Genomic DNA, 18,952 nt, shown 5'->3' with positions numbered 1-18,952 from the left:
AGCCCACAGTGATCTCACCGTGGCCATCCGCCAGCGCCGCCTGACCGGTCAGCGCCATTACCGCACCCGCAACAAAGGCGCATGTTGTCTTCTTGATCATCTCATTCTCCCGTTGATCACATCCCGTCCCATTGGTGGTTCGGGTTTGGTTTCTTCTGCGCGGGGTCATCCCGCCCTGGTATTTCTTGGCAAGACGTCAGGCACGGGGATCGCCCGGCCATCTTTCTGTCGTTTGCTGTAGTACCGTGGCCCGTTCTGGGCCTGTGCGCAATCACAAAGTAAAGATGTGAACTGCAACGGTATTCGAGCCTTGAAGATGCCGTGCGTGCGCCTGTCTTGCCAAATTTAGTGCGCCATAGTGACGGTCCCGCGAAGCTGCTGCAAACGTCCAATTTTGCGCCCTGCATGAGTCCAGTTTGGCACTAGATGTCGCTTTTCCACTCCAACCGGTCGCGCATGCGCAAAAATGCCATGGCCAGACCTGCTCCCAGCACCTGCGGCAGGCGAAACTTGTAAGGTAAAATCTTTGCGACCGGGAATGGCAAATCTTCTGCTGGCGCGCCCAGCGCCCGCCGGGCCAGCTCGCGGCCCATGACATGGCTCATAGCCACACCGCGCCCGTTGTAGCCAAGACCAGCGATCAGCCCCGGTGCCGGTTCATGCAAATGCGGCACGCGGTCTTCGGTCAGCGCTATTTGGCCACTCCACTGATAACGCCATTTTACGCGCTTCAGGCTGGGAAAGGTTTCCGGGGCATCTTTCAATATCCAGCCGAACCCTCCCACACCCCCCAGAGGCTTGCGAAATCCGATGCCGCCGAAACACATCTGGCCGCCCGGTTCGCGCCGCGCATACATGATCAGACGGCGCGTATCGGATATCGTATGACCTTGCGGCAGAATGGGGCCGATCTCGCTTTCTTCCAAAGGATCGGTCGCCATCTGGGTCGAAAAAAGCGGCAGGACCGAGCCTTTCAAGCCTTGGACCAGCTCGTCAGAATACCCGTTGGTTGCCACGATGACCGTTGACGCAACCACGGTGTGATCTGAAACGCTGAGGCGCCAAAAGGCATCCTTGCGCGCCATTGCCCTGACCGGCGAGAAGCTGAAGATCTGCGCCCCTGCGGCTCGGGCCGCACGGTCCAACCCCCGCACCAGCGCCATGGGCTGCACCGCCCCGCCACGCGCCGAAAGCGTACCGGTCGCATATCCTTTCGCACCCGTCAGCTTCTCAACGTCTTCCCGTTCCAGAAAGTCGAAATCTGCGCCGTGCGCGTTCCACAATCGGGCGTTGCGACGTGAAACATCCCGGGCAGCCCGGTTGTGATCCACCCGTATCCACCCCTTTTGCCGCGCGTCACATTGTATCTGGTAGGCCCGGATGAGATCGAACAGGTCATCCGCCGATTTCAGCGAGGTCTCTGCCATTCGCTCGAAATACTTCGGGCCCACAGCCCTATGCAGATCATCCGGCACCGCCACCGGCAACATTGGGTTGACCTGGCCACCACTACGGCCCGACGCCCCAAACCCCACGTCACCCGCCTCGAACACCGCGACCGACGCTCCGGCCTCAGCCAGATCAAGCGCGGCGCGCAATCCCGTGAAACCGCCACCGATCACCGCCACATCGCAGCGCAGATCGCCTTCCAGCCGAATGGCAGGTGCCGGGTCGGGGGCGGTGACCCGCCAGAGGGCATTGGGAATTTGCATGGGGTCATTGACCTTGAAGGCATGGAGCGGGTCAATACGCCCTCACACTTAGAAGACCCGTTGAAACCCTGCTGGAAGCGGGTCGATTTCCCGGAGTTTTCCGCGCAATAGCGCAGAATTTACTTGAGGTCAGCCACATTCTGGCACTACCAATGTCGGGTATCTGGCGCTACTTCCAAGGCGTCAAAAACGGTCTGCTCGACAAAAATCGGAGCGCCCAGCCCTCCGATTGAATTTGATTCTTCCAACCTCATGAAAGGTTTGACCCATGGACGGCAATTTCAGTGAAAACGACCTGAGTCGCGTTGTCGAAGCCGATCGCGCGCATATCTGGCATCACCTGAGCCAGCACAAACCTTACGAGACAACCGACCCGCGCATCATTGTCGAAGGCCGGGGCATGAAAGTCTGGGACCAGAAGGGCAAAGAGCACCTCGATGCGGTTTCCGGCGGCGTCTGGACGGTCAATGTCGGCTATGGGCGCGAGCGCATCGCCAATGCGGTGCGGGACCAGTTGATCAAGCTGAACTATTTCGCCGGTTCCGCAGGGTCGATCCCCGGGTCGATCTTCGCCGAGAAACTGATCGAAAAGATGCCGGGCCTCAGCCGCGTCTACTATTGCAACTCCGGCTCGGAAGCGAATGAGAAAGCCTTCAAGATGGTGCGCCAGATCGCGCACAAGCGCTACGGCGGCAAAAAGCACAAGGTGCTTTACCGCGAGCGTGATTATCACGGCACCACCATTTCCGCGCTGTCGGCAGGCGGTCAGGACGAGCGCAACGCGCAATATGGCCCCTTCACGCCCGGGTTCATCCGCGTCCCGCATTGTCTGGAGTACCGCGCCCACGAACAGGATGGTGCGCCGGTCGAAAACTATGGTGTCTGGGCCGCCGATCAGATCGAAAAAGTGATCCTTGCCGAAGGACCGGATACCGTGGGTGGCCTCTGCCTTGAGCCTGTCACCGCTGGTGGTGGCGTGATCACCCCGCCCGATGGCTACTGGCCGCGCGTGCAGGAGATTTGCCGCAAGTACGACATCCTGCTGCATATCGACGAAGTGGTCTGCGGCGTCGGTCGCACCGGGAAATGGTTCGGCTACCAGCATTACGGGATCGAGCCCGATATGGTGACCATGGCCAAAGGTGTGGCCTCCGGCTATGCGGCCATTGCCTGCCTTGTGACCAATGAAAAAGTCTTTGACATGTTCAAGGAAGATGCCTCTGACCCGATGGACTACTTCCGCGACATCTCTACCTTCGGGGGCTGCACGGCAGGTCCGACCGCAGGCATTGAGAACATGGCGATCATTGAAGATGAAGGCCTACTCGACAACACACTGGCACAGGGTGAGCATATGCTCGGCAAGCTGGGCGAGCTGGCCGACAAGCACAAGGTCATCGGTCAGGTGCGCGGCAAGGGTCTCTTTGTCGGGGCCGAACTGGTCGAGGACCGCGAGACCCGCGCGCCGGTGGCCGAGAAAATGGTTCAGGCCGTTGTCGGCGATTGCATGGCTCAGGGCGTAATCATCGGGGCCACCAACCGCTCCCTGCCCGGCAAGAACAACACGCTGTGTTTCTCGCCCGCGCTGATCGCGACCTCTGACGATATTGATCACATCTGCGACGCGGTGGACGGTGCGCTGACCCGCACCTTTGGCTAACCACAACCGCAGCAACACCTCAAAAAGGCTCCGCCCAGCGCGGGGCCTTTTTTGTAAGGGATGTCGGGGCCAGGGCAAAGGCGAAAGGACGTCGGACCCCCTCGCGCAGTCTTGCTGTCTTCTGCACCCAATGTCGGGCTTGCTGATCCGCCACCACCCCTTTCCTTCACGCATCACGTCCCCTAGCGTGGCAGGGGTGAGCCAACAGCCCTCAAAACGCCGGATTTTGCGCCACCCCATTGCCGCTTTGGCCCTAGGGGCGTTTCTGGCGACCCATCCTGCGTTGGCGGATGCATGCAAAATACCCGGTTATCTGGAGCAATATGCACAGGCCGCCGCCGCACCCGAGGGGGCCATCTGCACAACTTACCTGGATCAGCAGGGCGGAACCGGCGTCTCCTGTCACTGGGCCTTTCCGTTTCGTGACGATGCAGCGACCCGGTTTTCAAACACCGTCTGGACCGAGATACAAACCTGCCGGGACGGCAAGGCGTTGAGCCCGGATCAACAGGTCAATCACCCCGACAGTTATGACTTGAGAGAATGGTCTTCGGATCGCAAAACCTTCCGAGTTTCGGTCAAAGACAAGGGCGGCGAAAATCGTACGCTCGTCTTTGTCAGCTACGAGCCGCGCGGGGAATGACACCGGGCGCCACTAAACCCGCGGTTATGCCGTCTTCACGATTTGCGGCCAGCGTTTGTCTCCCTCGGAGATGAAGCCCGGGATGTCCTGCTCCCATTTTTCCTGAATGGAATCGTTGTAGTTCAGGTAGAGCTTCTTCTCCACGATCCGCCAATTTGGTGGCTGAGTGGAATAGAGCTTGCCCTTGGCGGCGATCGCCCAGGCGCAGAACCCGCCGTATTGCGGTGCAAAGGCGTTTGGATCGGCGGCAAAGGCATCACGGTTCGAGGCCGAGGCAAAAACCCATGTGGCGCCATTCCATGTATGACTGAATGCGGGGTCACCAGCCGTGGGCTCACCAACGGTGAAATAGGCCACCGGATCATACCCCCGCATGGCAAAACCGTCCTCAACGAAAACCGGGCTTGCGGCATATTCTGCCGGCAACAACCCAAAACCATTGGTCGCCCGCACAACCCCATAGCCCCCCGCAAGCAGGATGGCACCTGCCCCAAGCATCGTCGCACGCCTGTTCATCCTGATCATCTGGCGGACCTCCTTCGCATCTGCGCAAAGATAGAGGCATCCGCCCCGCAAGTCAGCCTATGTCACGGAGTGTTGAGGGCCCGTTTGATTGCCAGCAAAGACCCGGTTCAGGGAGCGCCCTCCTGGTACCAGCGCCAGGCACCGATGATCTCCGAGGCGACCAAATCCGCATGCGCGCGCTGCATCGCGTAGCCGATCAGCGAAATCCGGATGACCTTCTGCCCTGCCCATTCGCCATGGGTGGGATAGACCCGCCCGCGCTGCTGCACCCGCTCCAGCACGGCCATGGTCTGGGCATCCTGATCACAGCTGACAATGACCTGATTGCTGTGCACCTCGTTCATCACGCGCAATCCCGGCTCCGCCGCCAAAACACCCGCAATATACCCAGCCAGATCGCAATGACGTTTCACCATCTCGCGCAGACCCGCACGGCCCAGATTGCGCAAAATGGCATAGGACGGCACCCCACGCCCGCGCCGTGACAGTTCAGGCGTGGAATCCGACGGCTCCCAATGCGCGGTCAGGTCCGGCAGATAGGACCCCCGCGCCGACATCGAGGCGACCAGTGGCGCGCGGTCCCGCACGATAACCATTCCCGCATCGAACGGCGCGTTCAGCCACTTGTGCAAATCCACCGCCCAGCTGTCGGCACCTTCAACCCCGGCCAGCCGATCCGCAAGCTCCGGCACCGCCGCCACCCACAGACCAAAGGCGCCATCCACATGGACCCAGCCGCCCCGCGCGCGCACCAGCGGAATGATCTGCGCGAAGGGATCAAACGCACCGGTGTTGATCTGGCCCGCCTGCAGGATCACCAAAGGCGGTGCAGCACAACCTTCCAGCGCCGCTTCAAAAGCCGCGACGTCAATGCGGCCCTGATCATCCGTCGCAACTCTTGTGGCGCGCGCCGCGCCGAACCCGGCATAACGCAGCCCGGCAAAAGGCGCGGAATGCGCATCGGCCCCGATCAGCACAGGGATCTCCGGCGCGCCGAAAAGCCCGTCCTCTTCGACGTCCCATCCCTGATCGGCAAGCAAGGCGTGTCGCCCTGCCATGATGCCCACCATATTGGCCACGCTACCGCCCGTTACCAGACCGGCACCGCTCTGCGCAGGCAGGCCCAGAAGGTCGATCACCCAATCACAGACCGCGCGTTCCATACCGGTGATCGCCGGCGTCTCAAAGGCTGAGCCCGCATTCTGCCCCCAGGCGGAGACCAGAAAATCCGCCGCGACACCAACGGGGTGCGACCCGCCCAGAACATAGCCGAAAAACGTAGGCCCGGACATATTGTGCAAGGCCCCCTCTGCCCCGTTCAGAATGCCCTCGATGACCTCCGCCTCGGGAATGCCCTCCTCGGCAAGCGGTGTTCTGAACCGGCCCACGGCAGTATCAAGGTCGACCTGCGGGCGCGCCCCGGTCTGCGGCAGCGTTTCCCGGTAGGTTTGCGCCGCGGTCGCGGCGAGATCGAGCGCGCGAGACTGGTCAGGGGTCAGTCCCTTTGGCAAGGTGGTGTCTTCAGTCATAGTGTATCCCAAAACGCGCCGGGGCGGCGCTGCCCTGTCACGTTAGGGTGTTTCGAAATATTCTTGAAGCGTTGCAGCTCGTTTTTCGCGATTGCCCAAAACCGGGTTCGGGTGCGCGCGCAGCCGGGGGTGCTGCCTAGTCGCGGCGGCGCTCGGCGATCTCTTCCTGAACGCGGCGCGCCTCAGCCAGAAGGCGCGGCACGGTGTTATCCTCGGGATAGCCCTTGATGTGTCCAGCCAGCAGCGCCATCCAGTAAATGCGCAGCACCCGGTTGATCCGCGCTTGGTAGCCCGGTCCCAGTTTGCGGAATCAGCGCAGCATGTCGCTGTCCATGCGCAGGGTCACGCGGGTTGTCGGGCGTCCCACCGGGGCATCCCATTCCAGACCCGCCCAGTCCTGCGGCAGGCTCTGATCCAGCCAGTTGGCGCTCAGATCCTGTTGCAGCCGTTCCAACTCATAGAGCATCTGCGTCTGCGCATCCCGTTGACCTTTGGTGCTCATTCTCCATCTCCCTCAGGCATGATCAGCAGGTCATTCTGCCGCTCGTCGCGTAAATATCCGCTGAGTGTTCCGCGCGGTGCACAGGCTGTGCACACATGGTGTACGGCCTGTGACTGGGAAACTTGGGGATTTTCTTGCCAAATGATATGATTAATGATACTTGCAGTTTCATTAATACGCAATTTAGCCGATCAAGGCTGCGCGCTTGGGGGGAATTAACTGGCATTTTGGCGCCACGTTAATACCAGATTGAACGCAGCCTATATCCAATATAGGTTGCTGGCATGGCGCTACCGGTCGAGACGTTTTTTCTGCACCCTGACGCTCAGGGGACCCTGCAATCTCAGATTCAGCAGATGATCGCTCAGGGCATCCTGTCGGGCCGGTTTCAGCGTGGGGAAAAGCTGCCCTCGACGCGCAAGCTGGCCATGCATCTGGGCATCAGCCGCATTACCGTGACCATTGCCTATACCGAATTGTTGGCAAATGACTATCTGACTTCGAAAGGGCGCTCCGGTTACTATGTGTCGGACAATGCGCCGGTTCCGCCGGCCTTCACCCCCAGCCAGATCGGTCCGGATGCCGTGGATTGGAACCGGGCAATCGGTCAGCGCTTTTCAGGTGGAGACATGCCCCGCAAACCTGCCGATTGGGGAGGCTACCGCTATCCCTTCATCTACGGGCAGGCCGATCCGGAGCTTTTTGACCACGCAAACTGGCGGCTTTGTGCGCTGAAGGCCCTGGGGCAAAAGGATTTCACCGCGCTGACCACGGATTACTATGATCAGGATGATCCGCAGCTGATTGAATTCATCGCACGTCATACGCTCTCCCGGCGCGGGATTACCGCCCGGCCCGAGCAGATTCTGATTACCCTGGGCGCGCAGAATGCACTTTGGCTGACAACGCAGGTTCTGCTGACGCAAAGGCGCAGGGCCGCCCTAGAGGACCCGTGTTATCATGCGTTGCGTGATATTCTGACGCAGTCGCGCTGCCATGTGACGCCGGTGCGCGTCGATGCCGATGGCATGCCACCAGATGCGATCCCGCCCGACACGGATGTGATCTTTACCACGCCCAGCCATCAGTGCCCGACGACCAACACCATGCCGATGCATCGCCGCCACGAACTGCTGGAACGGGCATCGGATATGGATGCGCTGATTGTGGAGGATGACTACGAATTCGAGATGTCGTTTCTCAAGAGCCCCTCCCCAGCGCTCAAAAGTCTCGATACCGACGGCAGGGTGATCTATGTCGGCAGCTTCTCCAAGTCGCTGTTTCCGGGCCTGCGTCTGGGCTATCTGGTGGGCTCCGAACCCTTCATTCGGGAAGCCCGCGCTCTGCGCGCCTCTGTGCTGCGGCACGCCCCCGGTCATGTCCAGCGGACCGCGGCATATTTTCTTTCGCTTGGCCATCATGATGCGTTGATCCGGCGCATGGGCAGCGCTTTGCACGAAAGACGCGAAGTCATGAGTGCAGCCATTGCCGCGCACGGGTTGCAGATCGCAGGTCAGGGCGCTTATGGCGGCTCCTCCTTCTGGATGCGTGCCGCAGATGGCGTCGACACTCAGGAGCTTGCGCGGCGGCTTCAGTCAAAAGGCGTTCTGGTCGAACCCGGACACGCATTCTTTTCCGGCTCGGACCGGCCCAAAAATTATTACAGGCTTGCGTATTCCTCAATTCCGGCCAGCAGGATCGCAAAAGGCGTCGCCATAATCGCCGATGAAATGCGCGCACTCAGTGATCTGGGTCTAAGCGCAGAGAAAAACTGGCCCTAACCCCGAACAACCCAACCCTCTATTTTCCGCGCAATCGAGATTCGAAACTCATCATCCAAGGACACCCGCCATGAAAATGACCACCGAAGAAGCCTTTGTAAAAACGCTCCAAATGCACGGTATCGACAATGCATTTGGGATCATTGGCTCGGCCATGATGCCCATCTCCGACATCTTCCCAGATGCCGGCATCAAATTCTGGGACTGCGCCCATGAAACATCCGGCGGCATGATGGCAGACGGTTATACCCGCGCCACCGGCAAGATGTGCATGATGATCGCGCAGAACGGCCCCGGTATCACCAACTTCGTCACAGCTGTGAAAACCGCGTATTGGAATCACACTCCCGTACTTTTGGTTACACCACAGGCCGCAAACAAAACGATCGGTCAGGGCGGCTTCCAGGAAATGGAGCAGATGAACCTCTTCGCAGATTGCGTGGCTTATCAGGAAGAAGTGCGCGACCCTACACGGATCGCAGAAACTCTGAACCGCGTGATCATGCAGGCCAAACGCGCCTCTGCACCAGCGCAGATCAACATCCCGCGTGATTTCTGGACGCAGGTTGTCGACATCGAATTGCCCGCCATTGTTGAATTCGAACTGCCACAGGGCGGCGATACAGCTGTTGCGAACGCGGCGGAGTTGCTGAGCAATGCAAAATTCCCGGTCATCCTGAATGGTGCCGGTGCTGTCCTCTCCAAGGGTGGTATCGAAGCTTCTAAAGCGCTCGCCGAACGTCTCGACGCGCCCGTATGCGTGGGCTACCAGCACAATGATGCGTTCCCGGGCAACCACCCGCTGTTTGCAGGTCCACTGGGCTACAATGGCTCCAAGGCGGGCATGCAGCTGATCTCTCAGGCTGATGTGGTTCTGTGCCTTGGCACACGTCTCAACCCCTTCTCCACTCTGCCAGGCTACGGCATTGACTACTGGCCAACCGATGCCAAGATCATTCAGGTGGACATCAACCCCGACCGTATCGGCCTGACCAAGAAGGTCACCGTGGGCATCGTGGGCGATGCGGCCAAAGTCGCGCAAGGCATCACGGCACAACTCTCCGATGACGCAGGCGACACAAACCGTGCGGACCGCAAGAACGCCATTGCGACAACCAAATCCGCATGGGCGCAGGAACTGACTTCCATGAACGAAGAACAGGACGATCCAGGCACCGACTGGAACGTGCGCGCACGGGCGGCCAAGCCCGACTGGATGTCCCCCCGCATGGCATGGCGCGCAATTCAAGCCGCGCTGCCCGTTGAGGCGATCATCTCCTCTGACATCGGCAACAACTGTGCCATCGGTAACGCCTATCCGTCGTTCAACGAAAGCCGCAAATATCTGGCACCGGGTCTGTTTGGCCCCTGTGGATATGGCCTGCCGTCGATCGTTGGTGCGAAAATCGGCCAACCAAAAACACCGGTTGTCGGTTTCGCGGGTGACGGTGCTTTCGGCATCTCGGTCAACGAACTGACAGCGATTGGCCGTGGCGACTGGCCCGCCATCACGCAGATTGTTTTCCGCAACTACCAGTGGGGTGCGGAAAAGCGGAACTCGACACTGTGGTTCGATGACAACTTCGTCGGCACCGAGCTGGACGAGGGCGTATCCTACGCTGGTATCGCAAACGCCTGTGGCCTCAAAGGCGTGATTGCCCGCACTCAGGAAGAGCTGACAGCAGCGCTGGATCAGGCGATCAAGGACCAAATGGAAAACGGGATCACCACATTGATCGAAGCCATGATCAACCAGGAGCTTGGCGATCCGTTCCGTCGCGATGCGATGAAAAAGCCTGTTGAAGTTGCTGGTATCAGCAAAGACGACATGCGTGAGCAAACCGTTTAAACAAAGGTGCGCCAAAGCATCTTCATAAAACAAAGGATCAGGCCATGAGCGTACTGCGCGACCTAACCAAACGCGCCAGCGCCCGGCCTGCTCATATCGTGATGAGCGAAGGCGACGATCCCCGGATCGTCGCTGGCGCCATCGCAGCCGTCAACGCCAGGACGGCACGTATCACGTTGATCGGCACTCAGGATGACGTATCGGCACAGCTTGTCGCGGCGGGCATGCCAAATCACCCGAATATTCAAATCGAGGACCCAATCATCTCGCCGCTCACCGCCGATTTCGCGGATGCGTTTTACGAATTGCGCAAACACAAGGGTATGACGCCTGAGGTCGCAGAGACACAGGTCACCAACCCATTGATTTTTGCTGCTCTGATGGTGCGGCTTGGGCACGCGGACGGCACGGTTGGTGGCGCGGTGGCGACCACCGGCGACACCGTGAGAGCCGCGTTGCAAGTGATCGGCAAAGCCAAGGACGCCCCGCTCGTTTCCAGCTTTTTCCTAATGGCGCTGCCGGAAAACCATCCCTCCGGGCGTGATGCGATGATTTTCGGGGATTGCGGATTAGTAATCGAGCCTACTTCTGAAGAACTGGCCGCAATTGCAGTCGCTTCAGCAAGCTCCTGCCAGCAATTGCTGGGGGTCGAGCCGCAAGTGGCGCTTCTTTCTTTTTCTACCATGGGTTCGGCCCGCCACGCAGCCGTGACCAAAGTCAGCGAAGCCGCGGCGCTGCTGAAAGCGGACCATCCCGACCTCAAGGCAGACGGCGAATTGCAATTCGACGCAGCCTTCGTGCCAGCCGTCGCGGCGTCGAAGGCCAAGAAATCTTCTGTCGCGGGCCATGCCAACGTCATGATCTTCCCTAACCTCGACGCGGGCAATATCGGCTACAAGATCGCACAGCGTATCGGCGGCGCGGAGGCCATCGGACCGGTCTTGCAGGGCCTTGCAAAACCAGCCAATGACCTGTCTCGTGGATGTGTGGCCGAAGACGTAACCAATATGATTGCCGTGACCGCCTTGCAGGCACAGGCAAACGGATGACCGGCAGCTCTGCACACCTCATTGCGTGTCAAGCCACCCATGACCAAACATGGAGCATGGCAGCGCGATGAACCCGGCAATTACTATTTCAGAATTCTTCGGCACCGTCCCCAAGCGGACCAATGAATTGTTTCCAGGGGTGATCATGGCGGTAATTGTCGCCATGACTGCGCAGTTCCTAGCGGACCACTATGAGGCACCGGCGATGTTGATGGCGCTGCTGCTTGGGATCGCCGTCGCGTTTCTGGGGGATGAGGGCAAAACCGTGGACGGCATCTCCTTTGCGGCCCGCACCGTCCTGCGCATCGGCATTGCCTTTCTCGGGGTCCGGATTTCCTTTGACCTGATGGCGGGGCTCGGGCTGGGGGTTGTTCTTCTGGTCATTGCGGGCGTGCTGGCGACCATCGGGTTTGGTCTGATGATTTCCCGGCTTTTTGGACATGGTTGGCGATTTGCCTTCCTGACCGCGGGTTCCGTTGCGATTTGCGGCGCCTCTGCGGCAATGGCCATCAGCGCAATCCTTCCCAAGGATGACAAATCCGAACAGCGGCTGATTTTCACCGTGCTCGGCGTGACCGTTCTCTCAACCGTGGCCATGATTGCCTATCCAATCCTTGTGACCCGCCTGGGTTTGGATGAAACGGCAGGCGGTATTTTCCTCGGCGCGACAATTCATGATGTGGCCCAGGTGGTCGGCGCAGGATTCTCGATCTCAGAGAATGCGGGTGACACCGCAACCTTGGTGAAACTGATGCGCGTGTCGATGTTGGCCCCGGTTGTGCTTGTTGCGGCGATCCTGATCAGGTCCTTTGCGGACTCGCCAGAAGATGGCAAACGGCCCCCTCTTCTTCCGTTTTTTGTGGTCGGATTTCTGGTTTTGGCAACCCTGAACTCGCTGGGATTAATCCCTGACGCCATTGCCGACCTCATGAGCCAGGCATCCCGTTGGATGCTATTGGTTGCCATCGCTGCCGTTGGCATGAAGACTAACCTCAAGCGCGTGCTGGCTGTCGGAGGGCCGGCCATTGCCCTGCTTGTAACTGAAACAATTTTCATCGCGGGACTGATACTTGCGGGGATTTATTACTTAGCCTGAACAACCAGGCAAACGGGAGGCCAGATGACATTCCAGCAACCTAAGATCGATACCTCACCTCATGTCTCGGATGAGGTCCGCAAGACCACATGCTACATGTGCGCCTGTCGTTGCGGCATCAACGTTCATATGAAAGACGGCAAGGTCGCCTATATCGAAGGCAACAAGGATCATCCGGTCAATCAGGGTGTGCTCTGCGCCAAAGGGTCTGCAGGTATCATGCAGGTCAATGCGCCTTCGCGTCTGCGCGCGCCGCTCAAACGTGTGGGCGAACGAGGGTCAGGCGAATTCGAGGAGATCACCTGGGACGAAGCGTTGCAGATCGCCGCTGACTGGCTCGACCCCGTACGCAAGGACAATCCGGAGAAGCTGGCGTTTTTTACCGGCCGCGATCAGTCCCAGAGCTTCACCAGTTTCTGGGCACAGGGCTTTGGGACACCGAATTACGCCGCACATGGCGGTTTCTGCTCGGTGAACATGGCGGCAGCGGGTATCTACACGATGGGCGGCGCCTTTTGGGAGTTCGGCCAGCCCGATTGGGATCATACCAAGCTTTTCATGCTCTTTGGTGTCGCCGAAGATCACGACAGCAACCCGATCAAGATGGGGATCGGCAAGATCAAGAAGCGCGGCGCGCGTGTCATTGGCGTCAACCCCATCCGCACCGGTTATAACGCTGTGGCCGACGATTGGGTCGGCATCACGCCGGGCACCGATGGGCTGTTCATTCTGTCGATGATCCACTGCCTGATGAAAGCGGGCAAGATTGATCTGGAGTACCTCGCCAAATACACCAACGCGCCGGTTCTCGTGATCAACAACCCCGGTCAACCCGATAACGGCCTGCTGATGCGGGACAAGGACGGCAAGGAAGTGGTCATCGACCGCAAAACCGGCAAATTGACGGCCTTTGACAAGCCCGGCGTGCAACCTGATCTTGCGGCCACCTTTGATAAGAACGGCCAGACCCATCGCCCGGTGTTCCACCAGATGGCGGATATGTATCTCAGCGAAGACTACGCACCCGAGGCAGTTGCGGATCGCTGTGGTATACCGGCGAAACGCATCCGTGCCATTGCCGCTGAACTGGCCCGCGTGGCCTTTGACGAAGCTTTTGAACTCGACCACGAATGGACCGATTTCCGGGGCGAAAAACACACGACCATGACCGGTCGGCCAGTGTCTTTCCACTCGATGCGCGGGATTTCAGCCCACGCCAACGGGTTTCAGACCTGCCGGGCGCTGCATACATTGCAGATCATTTTGGGCACGGTCGAGGTTCCGGGCGGGTTCCGCTTCAAACCGCCCTACCCCAAACCCGCCACGGCACACCCCAAACCGCATGTAGGTGTAACACCTGGATCGGCGCTCAACGGCCCACATCTTGGGTTCGTTCACGGACCGGAAGATCTGGCCTTGAAAGAAGACGGCACGCCTGCGCGGATCGACAAGGCCTTCACCTGGGAAAACCCCATGTCCAGCCACGGGCTGATGCATATGGTGATCTCAAACGCCTATGCGGGTGATCCCTACAAGATCGACGTGCTCTTCATGTATATGGCGAATATGTCGTGGAACTCGTCGATGAACACGCGCGGTGTGATCGACATGCTGACCGACAAGGACGAGAGCGGAGAGTATGTGATCCCCAAGATCATCTATTCCGATGCCTATAGCTCCGAAATGGTCGCCTATGCCGACCTGATCCTGCCGGACACCACCTATCTGGAACGCCACGACTGTATCTCGCTGCTGGACCGTCCGATCTGCGAGGCTGATGCCGCCGCGGACGCAATTCGCTGGCCTGTCATCGAGCCCGATCGCGACGTCAAAGGTTTCCAGTCGGCGCTCTGCGATCTTGGGGCCAAACTCAACTTGCCGGGCTTTGTGAATGAAGACGGCAGCCAGAAATATGCGGATTACGGCGATTACATCGTCAATCACGAGCGCCGTCCCGGCATCGGGCCGCTTGCGGGTTGGCGGGGGGGCGACGGCGCGTCCTCGGGACGCGGCGAGGTCAACCCCAACCAGCTTGAAAAATACATCGAAAACGGCGGCTTTTTTGTCGAACATATCCCTGCTGGGTCCAATTACTACAAGCCCTGGAACATGGCCTATCAGGATTGGGCCGTGGGCATGGGGCTTTACGACAAACCCACGCCGTATCTCTTTTCGCTTTACGTTGAACCGATGCGGAAATTCCAATTGGCCGCAGAAGGCCACGGTGACCGGCAACCCCCCGACCACCTGCGCGAGCGGATCATGGAGAAGATGTCCCCGCTGCCGATCTGGTATTCGTCTGAAGAAGAAAACAAAGCGGACGCGTTTCCGATCACGGCACTGACCCAGCGCCCCATGGCCATGTATCACTCCTGGGGGTCGCAAAACGCATGGCTGCGTCAATTGCACGGGCACAACCCGCTCTATCTGCCGACAAGGTTGATGCGCGAAAATGGTCTCACAGATGGTGACTGGGCACGCGTGACCTCTCCACATGGCGAAATCACCGTGCCCGTGCTGGAAATGGCGGCGCTCAATGAGAATACGGTCTGGACATGGAACGCGATCGGCAAACGCAAGGGTGCCTGGGCCTTGGAAGAAAATGCGCCCGAAGCCACGCGGGGCTTTTTGCTGAACCACCTAATCCACGAACTCCTGCCCCCCAAGGGTGATGGTTTGCGATGGGCCAATTCCGATCCGATTACCGGGCAGGCGGCATGGTTCGACCTCAAGGTCCGCATCGAAAAAGCCGTACCACCCGCAGAATCGCAGCCCGGGTTCGGCCCGATCAAATCCCCCGTTGGCCGCGGTCCAAAAGACCTGAAATGGAAGGTTGGCAAATGACAACGCTCCCGACACATACCGACAAGAAACTGGGTCTGGTCATTGATCTGGATACCTGCGTTGGCTGCCATGCCTGCGTGATTTCCTGCAAAGGCTGGAATACGGAAAACTACGGCGCGCCGCTTTCGGATCAGAATGCTTATGGCGCAGATAATAACGGCACCTTCCTCAACCGCGTGCACAGTTTTGAAGTGCAACCCGATGAAGGGGCGGCGCAACTGATCCACTTCCCCAAATCCTGTCTGCATTGCGAAGATGCGCCTTGCGTGACGGTCTGCCCGACGGGGGCCAGCTACAAGCGTGTCGAAGACGGCATCGTTCTGGTCAACGAGAGCAACTGCATCGGCTGTGGATTGTGCGCCTGGGCCTGTCCTTACGGCGCGCGCGAATTGGATCAGGCCGAAGGTGTGATGAAGAAATGCACCCTCTGCGTCGACCGAATCTACAACGAGAACCTGCCCGAGGAAGACCGCCAGCCCGCCTGTGTGCGTACCTGTCCGGCAGGCGCGCGGCATTTCGGCGATCTGGGCGATGAGAACAGCGATGTCAGCAAACTCGTCGCGGAACGCGGTGGCATGGACCTGATGCCCGAACAGGGCACCAAACCGGTCAACAAATACCTGCCACCCCGTCCCAAAGACGCCATGCCCGAATTCGATGTTCTGGCCCCCTTCCTTGAGCCTGTTGCAGAAGAGCCGAAGGGCTTTCTCGGCTGGCTTGACCGCACATTGGAGAAACTCTGATGCATCCGGCACCTTCCGTCATTTTCTTCACCACATTCAGCGGCCTCGGGTTCGGGTTGCTGTTTTTCCTGGGCCTTGGGTTTCCAGCCGTGACCGGCTGGACGGCCTTTGCATTCTTTGTCATCGCATACGCCATGGCTGTGGGCGGTCTCATGGCCTCCACGTTTCACCTTGGCCGTCCGGAACGCGCCATCAAGGCCTTCACTCAATGGCGCTCCAGCTGGCTCAGCCGCGAGGCGTGGTGTGCCGTGGGGGCTTTGGTTCTGATGGGTCTTTACGCAATGGGTCTTGTGTTCTTTGACACCCGTATAATGACATTTGGCATATCTGGCGCTGTTTTGTCTCTTGCAACGGTTTTCACAACCTCGATGATCTACACGCAGCTCAAGACAATCCCGCGTTGGAATATGGCAATCACACCAGTGAAGTTCATTTCCCTCTCTCTCGCAGGTGGAGCATTGCTGGCCGGTCAGGTGTCTGCAGCACTTGTCCTTCTCGTGATCGCAGGTCTTGTGCAGATTTTCACCTGGTTGGAGGGCGACAAGGCGCTTGCCGCTTCAGGTTCGAACATGGCCTCCGCCACAGGCCTTGGCGACATTGGTGGTGTGCGGGCATTTGAGCCGCCGCATACCGGCACTAACTATCTGCTGCGGGAATTCGTACACGAGATCGGGCGCAAACACAGCCAGAAGCTGCGGGCCATTTCCCTTCTTCTGATGGTCGCCCTGCCCTTTGTGCTGCTGGTGCTGCCGTTTTCACATTTCTTCGCCCTGCTCGCAGTGATCAGCCACATCGCAGGTGTTCTGACAGCGCGCTGGCTCTTTTTTGCGGAAGCCGAACATGTGGTCGGCCTCTATTACGGCAAGCGTTAAAGCGGCAAGCGGCGTTCGACGATACGGGCCATGATCGAGGCCCCGATAGGCAGGATCTCCTCGCCCAGAACAAAGCCCGGATTGTGCAGCGGCACTGTACCGCTGTGCCCGACATCACAATAGGCCCCCGGCACGATCTTCAGCATGTCGGCAAAATCTTCTGACCCGGTAACGGGCCTGTTCCGGGTCGAGGTGTTCTGCGCGCCCACGATATCTGCAGCCGCTTCCATATAAGCGTCTGACAGTTCCGCATCGTTGACCAGGACATCAAAGACATTGCGCAGATCGAGGTTGATTTCCACATCATGTGTCGCGGCAAATCCGTCGCATATCTTGCGCATCCGATCAGCGGCAACTGCATAGACCTCATCTTTGAAATAACGGATTGTGCCCGCCAGATGCGCCTTTTCCGGTACAACGTTATAAGCGTCCCCGGCATGGATTTGCGTCACTGACAGCACGCAGGTTTCCAGCGCGTCTATGTTGCGGCTGAGAATTGTATTCAGGTGTCCGGCCAGCGTTGTCGCGACCATCAGAGCGTCACGCCCTTCATGCGGCATGGCCGCATGGCTGCCCACGCCGGTGATGTGGATATCGAAAAAGGCGGCACCGGCCAGCGCGGGGCCTTTGCAGATGCCTACCGCTCCGGGGTTGCCCGTCGGATAATTGTGCATCCCGTAAACTTCGTCACAGGGGAATTTCTCAAAGAGACCCTCGGCAATCATTCCACGTGCGCCGCCCAGACCTTCCTCGGCTGGCTGGAAAATCAAGACCGCCGTGCCATCGAAATCCCGTGTATTGGCCAGATGTTTGGCGGCCCCAAGCAGCATCGTGGTATGACCGTCGTGACCACAGGCATGCATGACGCCCGCATTGCGCGAGGCATGCTCCAGACCGCTGGCCTCCACAATCGGCAGGGCATCCATATCCGCCCGCAGACCCACGCGCCTGTTGCCCTGTCTTTTGCCGTGGATCAGGGCGACGACGCCTGTTTCAGCGATACCGGTATGGATTTCATCGACACCGTATTCGGCCAGCAAATCTGCGACGATCCCGCTGGTGCGCTTTTCGAGAAACCCAATCTCAGGATGCGCGTGAAGATCGCGGAAAATACTTTCGAGCTCTTTGGTGCTCTGCGAGATGATTGGCAGAATGTTCATAGCGCCCCCATGATCGGTGATACGCACCCATCATGGCGTCTTTTTGCGCGATGAAAAGGGGGGCGAGGTCCGACCTCGCCCCAAAGCCTCTAGTTTGTCAGGCCCGCATGGCGCAGACCGTCATCCACGAGACTGCGTGTGGCGTCAGACAGACCGGTCAGCGGCAGGCGCACTTCGTCAGAGCAAAGATCAAGCCGCGACATGGCGTATTTCACCCCAACCAAGCCGGGCTCTGTAAAGATCGCCTTGTGCAAGGGCATCAAGCGGTCCTGAATACCCAACGCCGTGGCATAATCGCCCGCAAGGCAGGCTGCCTGCATGTCGCTCAACATCTTCGGAGCGACATTGGCGGTAACGGAAATGCATCCCACCCCACCCTGCGCGTTAAACCCATGCGCTGTGGCGTCTTCACCGGAGAGTTGAATGAAGTCTGCACCGCAGGTCATCCGCTGATCGCTGACACGCGCCAGATCACCTGTGGCGTCTTTTACGCCAACAATGCGCGGCAGCTTCGCCAATTCACCCATGGTTTCCGGTGACATGTCCACAACGGATCGGCCGGGAATATTGTAAATAATGATCGGAAGCTCACAGCAATCGTGCAAAGCCGTGAAATGCGCGATCAGACCGGACTGCGTCGGTTTGTTGTAATAGGGCGTGACAACCAGCACGGCATCCGCGCCGACCTTCTCGGCGTGACGTGCCAGGCGCATGGCTTCTACCGTGTTGTTTGAACCGGCGCCAGCAATAACCGGAATGCGCCCCGCCGCAGCCTTAACCACCTCTTCGACAACGATTTCGTGTTCGCGGTGGGTCAATGTCGGGCTTTCACCTGTGGTCCCGACCGGCACCAGACCGTTGCTGCCTTCACCGATGTGCCACTCGACCAATTTCTTAAGAGTCTCAAGATCCAGCTCGCCGTTCCTGAACGGCGTGACGAGGGCAGGCATTGAGCCTTTGAACATGTTCACGCTCCTTTTTCTGTTT

Annotated in this window: 16 protein-coding genes; 9 read left to right on the top strand and 7 right to left on the bottom strand. The window is 59.0% G+C overall.

Annotated elements, in window-relative coordinates:
* Positions 1–422: 422 nt before the first annotated feature.
* Entirely contained in the window at positions 423–1,712 is a 1,290-nt protein-coding gene (locus ACOTTU_RS19965) for an NAD(P)/FAD-dependent oxidoreductase (RefSeq protein WP_425660487.1), read from the bottom strand.
* Positions 1,713–1,980: 268 nt separating this feature from the next.
* On the opposite strand from ACOTTU_RS19965, the gene ACOTTU_RS19960 reads away from it, so the two are divergent.
* Positions 1,981–3,372 (top strand): aspartate aminotransferase family protein, encoded by a 1,392-nt coding sequence (locus ACOTTU_RS19960; RefSeq protein ID WP_298921637.1) that lies wholly within the window; start codon positions 1,981–1,983, stop codon positions 3,370–3,372.
* 196 nt (positions 3,373–3,568) lie between these two features.
* Positions 3,569–4,015 (top strand): hypothetical protein, encoded by a 447-nt coding sequence (locus ACOTTU_RS19955; protein ID WP_425660485.1) that lies wholly within the window; start codon positions 3,569–3,571, stop codon positions 4,013–4,015.
* A gap of 24 nt (positions 4,016–4,039) precedes the next feature.
* Here the strand turns inward: ACOTTU_RS19955 and ACOTTU_RS19950 are convergent, their stop codons facing one another.
* From ACOTTU_RS19950 to ACOTTU_RS19935, 4 genes are all read right to left on the bottom strand, one after another.
* Positions 4,040–4,540 carry a YHS domain-containing (seleno)protein gene (locus ACOTTU_RS19950; protein ID WP_425660483.1) on the bottom strand — a complete coding sequence of 167 codons (501 nt, stop codon included), beginning with the start codon at positions 4,538–4,540 and terminating at the stop codon, positions 4,040–4,042.
* A gap of 107 nt (positions 4,541–4,647) precedes the next feature.
* Entirely contained in the window at positions 4,648–6,069 is a 1,422-nt protein-coding gene (locus ACOTTU_RS19945) for a pyridoxal phosphate-dependent decarboxylase family protein (protein WP_425660481.1), read from the bottom strand.
* A gap of 136 nt (positions 6,070–6,205) precedes the next feature.
* Positions 6,206–6,337, bottom strand: a complete 132-nt coding sequence (locus tag ACOTTU_RS19940) for a hypothetical protein (RefSeq protein WP_425660479.1) — start codon at positions 6,335–6,337, stop codon at positions 6,206–6,208.
* A 42-nt stretch (positions 6,338–6,379) separates the two neighbouring features.
* Complete coding sequence (locus ACOTTU_RS19935) at positions 6,380–6,571, bottom strand: hypothetical protein (protein WP_425660477.1); 192 nt, start codon at positions 6,569–6,571, stop codon at positions 6,380–6,382.
* A gap of 284 nt (positions 6,572–6,855) precedes the next feature.
* Between ACOTTU_RS19935 and ACOTTU_RS19930 the strand changes: the two genes are divergently transcribed.
* The 7 genes from ACOTTU_RS19930 to ACOTTU_RS19900 all read left to right on the top strand — a co-directional run bounded on the left by ACOTTU_RS19930 (position 6,856) and on the right by ACOTTU_RS19900 (position 16,805).
* Positions 6,856–8,352, top strand: coding sequence for a PLP-dependent aminotransferase family protein (locus ACOTTU_RS19930; RefSeq protein ID WP_298921642.1), 1,497 nt, complete (start codon positions 6,856–6,858; stop codon positions 8,350–8,352).
* A gap of 70 nt (positions 8,353–8,422) precedes the next feature.
* Positions 8,423–10,201 carry a sulfoacetaldehyde acetyltransferase gene (gene xsc / locus ACOTTU_RS19925; RefSeq protein ID WP_425660474.1) on the top strand — a complete coding sequence of 593 codons (1,779 nt, stop codon included), beginning with the start codon at positions 8,423–8,425 and terminating at the stop codon, positions 10,199–10,201.
* A 44-nt stretch (positions 10,202–10,245) separates the two neighbouring features.
* Entirely contained in the window at positions 10,246–11,250 is a 1,005-nt protein-coding gene (gene pta, locus ACOTTU_RS19920; RefSeq protein WP_425660472.1) for a phosphate acetyltransferase, read from the top strand.
* Between the two features lie 67 nt (positions 11,251–11,317).
* Positions 11,318–12,346, top strand: coding sequence for a YeiH family protein (locus ACOTTU_RS19915; RefSeq protein WP_425660501.1), 1,029 nt, complete (start codon positions 11,318–11,320; stop codon positions 12,344–12,346).
* A gap of 24 nt (positions 12,347–12,370) precedes the next feature.
* Positions 12,371–15,190, top strand: a complete 2,820-nt coding sequence (locus ACOTTU_RS19910; protein ID WP_425660470.1) for a molybdopterin oxidoreductase family protein — start codon at positions 12,371–12,373, stop codon at positions 15,188–15,190.
* On the top strand, positions 15,187–15,933 hold the full coding sequence (locus ACOTTU_RS19905; protein WP_298921646.1) for a 4Fe-4S dicluster domain-containing protein: 747 nt from the start codon (positions 15,187–15,189) through the stop codon (positions 15,931–15,933). Before ACOTTU_RS19910 ends, ACOTTU_RS19905 begins: the two co-directional genes overlap by 4 nt.
* Positions 15,933–16,805 (top strand): dimethyl sulfoxide reductase anchor subunit family protein, encoded by an 873-nt coding sequence (locus tag ACOTTU_RS19900; protein ID WP_298921648.1) that lies wholly within the window; start codon positions 15,933–15,935, stop codon positions 16,803–16,805. Before ACOTTU_RS19905 ends, ACOTTU_RS19900 begins: the two co-directional genes overlap by 1 nt.
* Here the strand turns inward: ACOTTU_RS19900 and ACOTTU_RS19895 are convergent.
* On the bottom strand, positions 16,802–17,965 hold the full coding sequence (locus tag ACOTTU_RS19895) for a M20 aminoacylase family protein (RefSeq protein WP_425660467.1): 1,164 nt from the start codon (positions 17,963–17,965) through the stop codon (positions 16,802–16,804). The two genes, ACOTTU_RS19900 and ACOTTU_RS19895, sit on opposite strands and share 4 nt — an antisense overlap.
* A gap of 89 nt (positions 17,966–18,054) precedes the next feature.
* Positions 18,055–18,930 (bottom strand): 4-hydroxy-tetrahydrodipicolinate synthase, encoded by an 876-nt coding sequence (gene dapA / locus ACOTTU_RS19890; RefSeq protein WP_425660465.1) that lies wholly within the window; start codon positions 18,928–18,930, stop codon positions 18,055–18,057.
* Between the last annotated feature and the right edge of the window lie 22 nt (positions 18,931–18,952).

It is taken from the genome of Roseobacter sp. EG26 (assembly GCF_049830555.1).
Taxonomy (GTDB): Bacteria; Pseudomonadota; Alphaproteobacteria; order Rhodobacterales; family Rhodobacteraceae; genus Roseobacter.
This window is presented reverse-complemented; position numbering and strand designations above follow the sequence as displayed.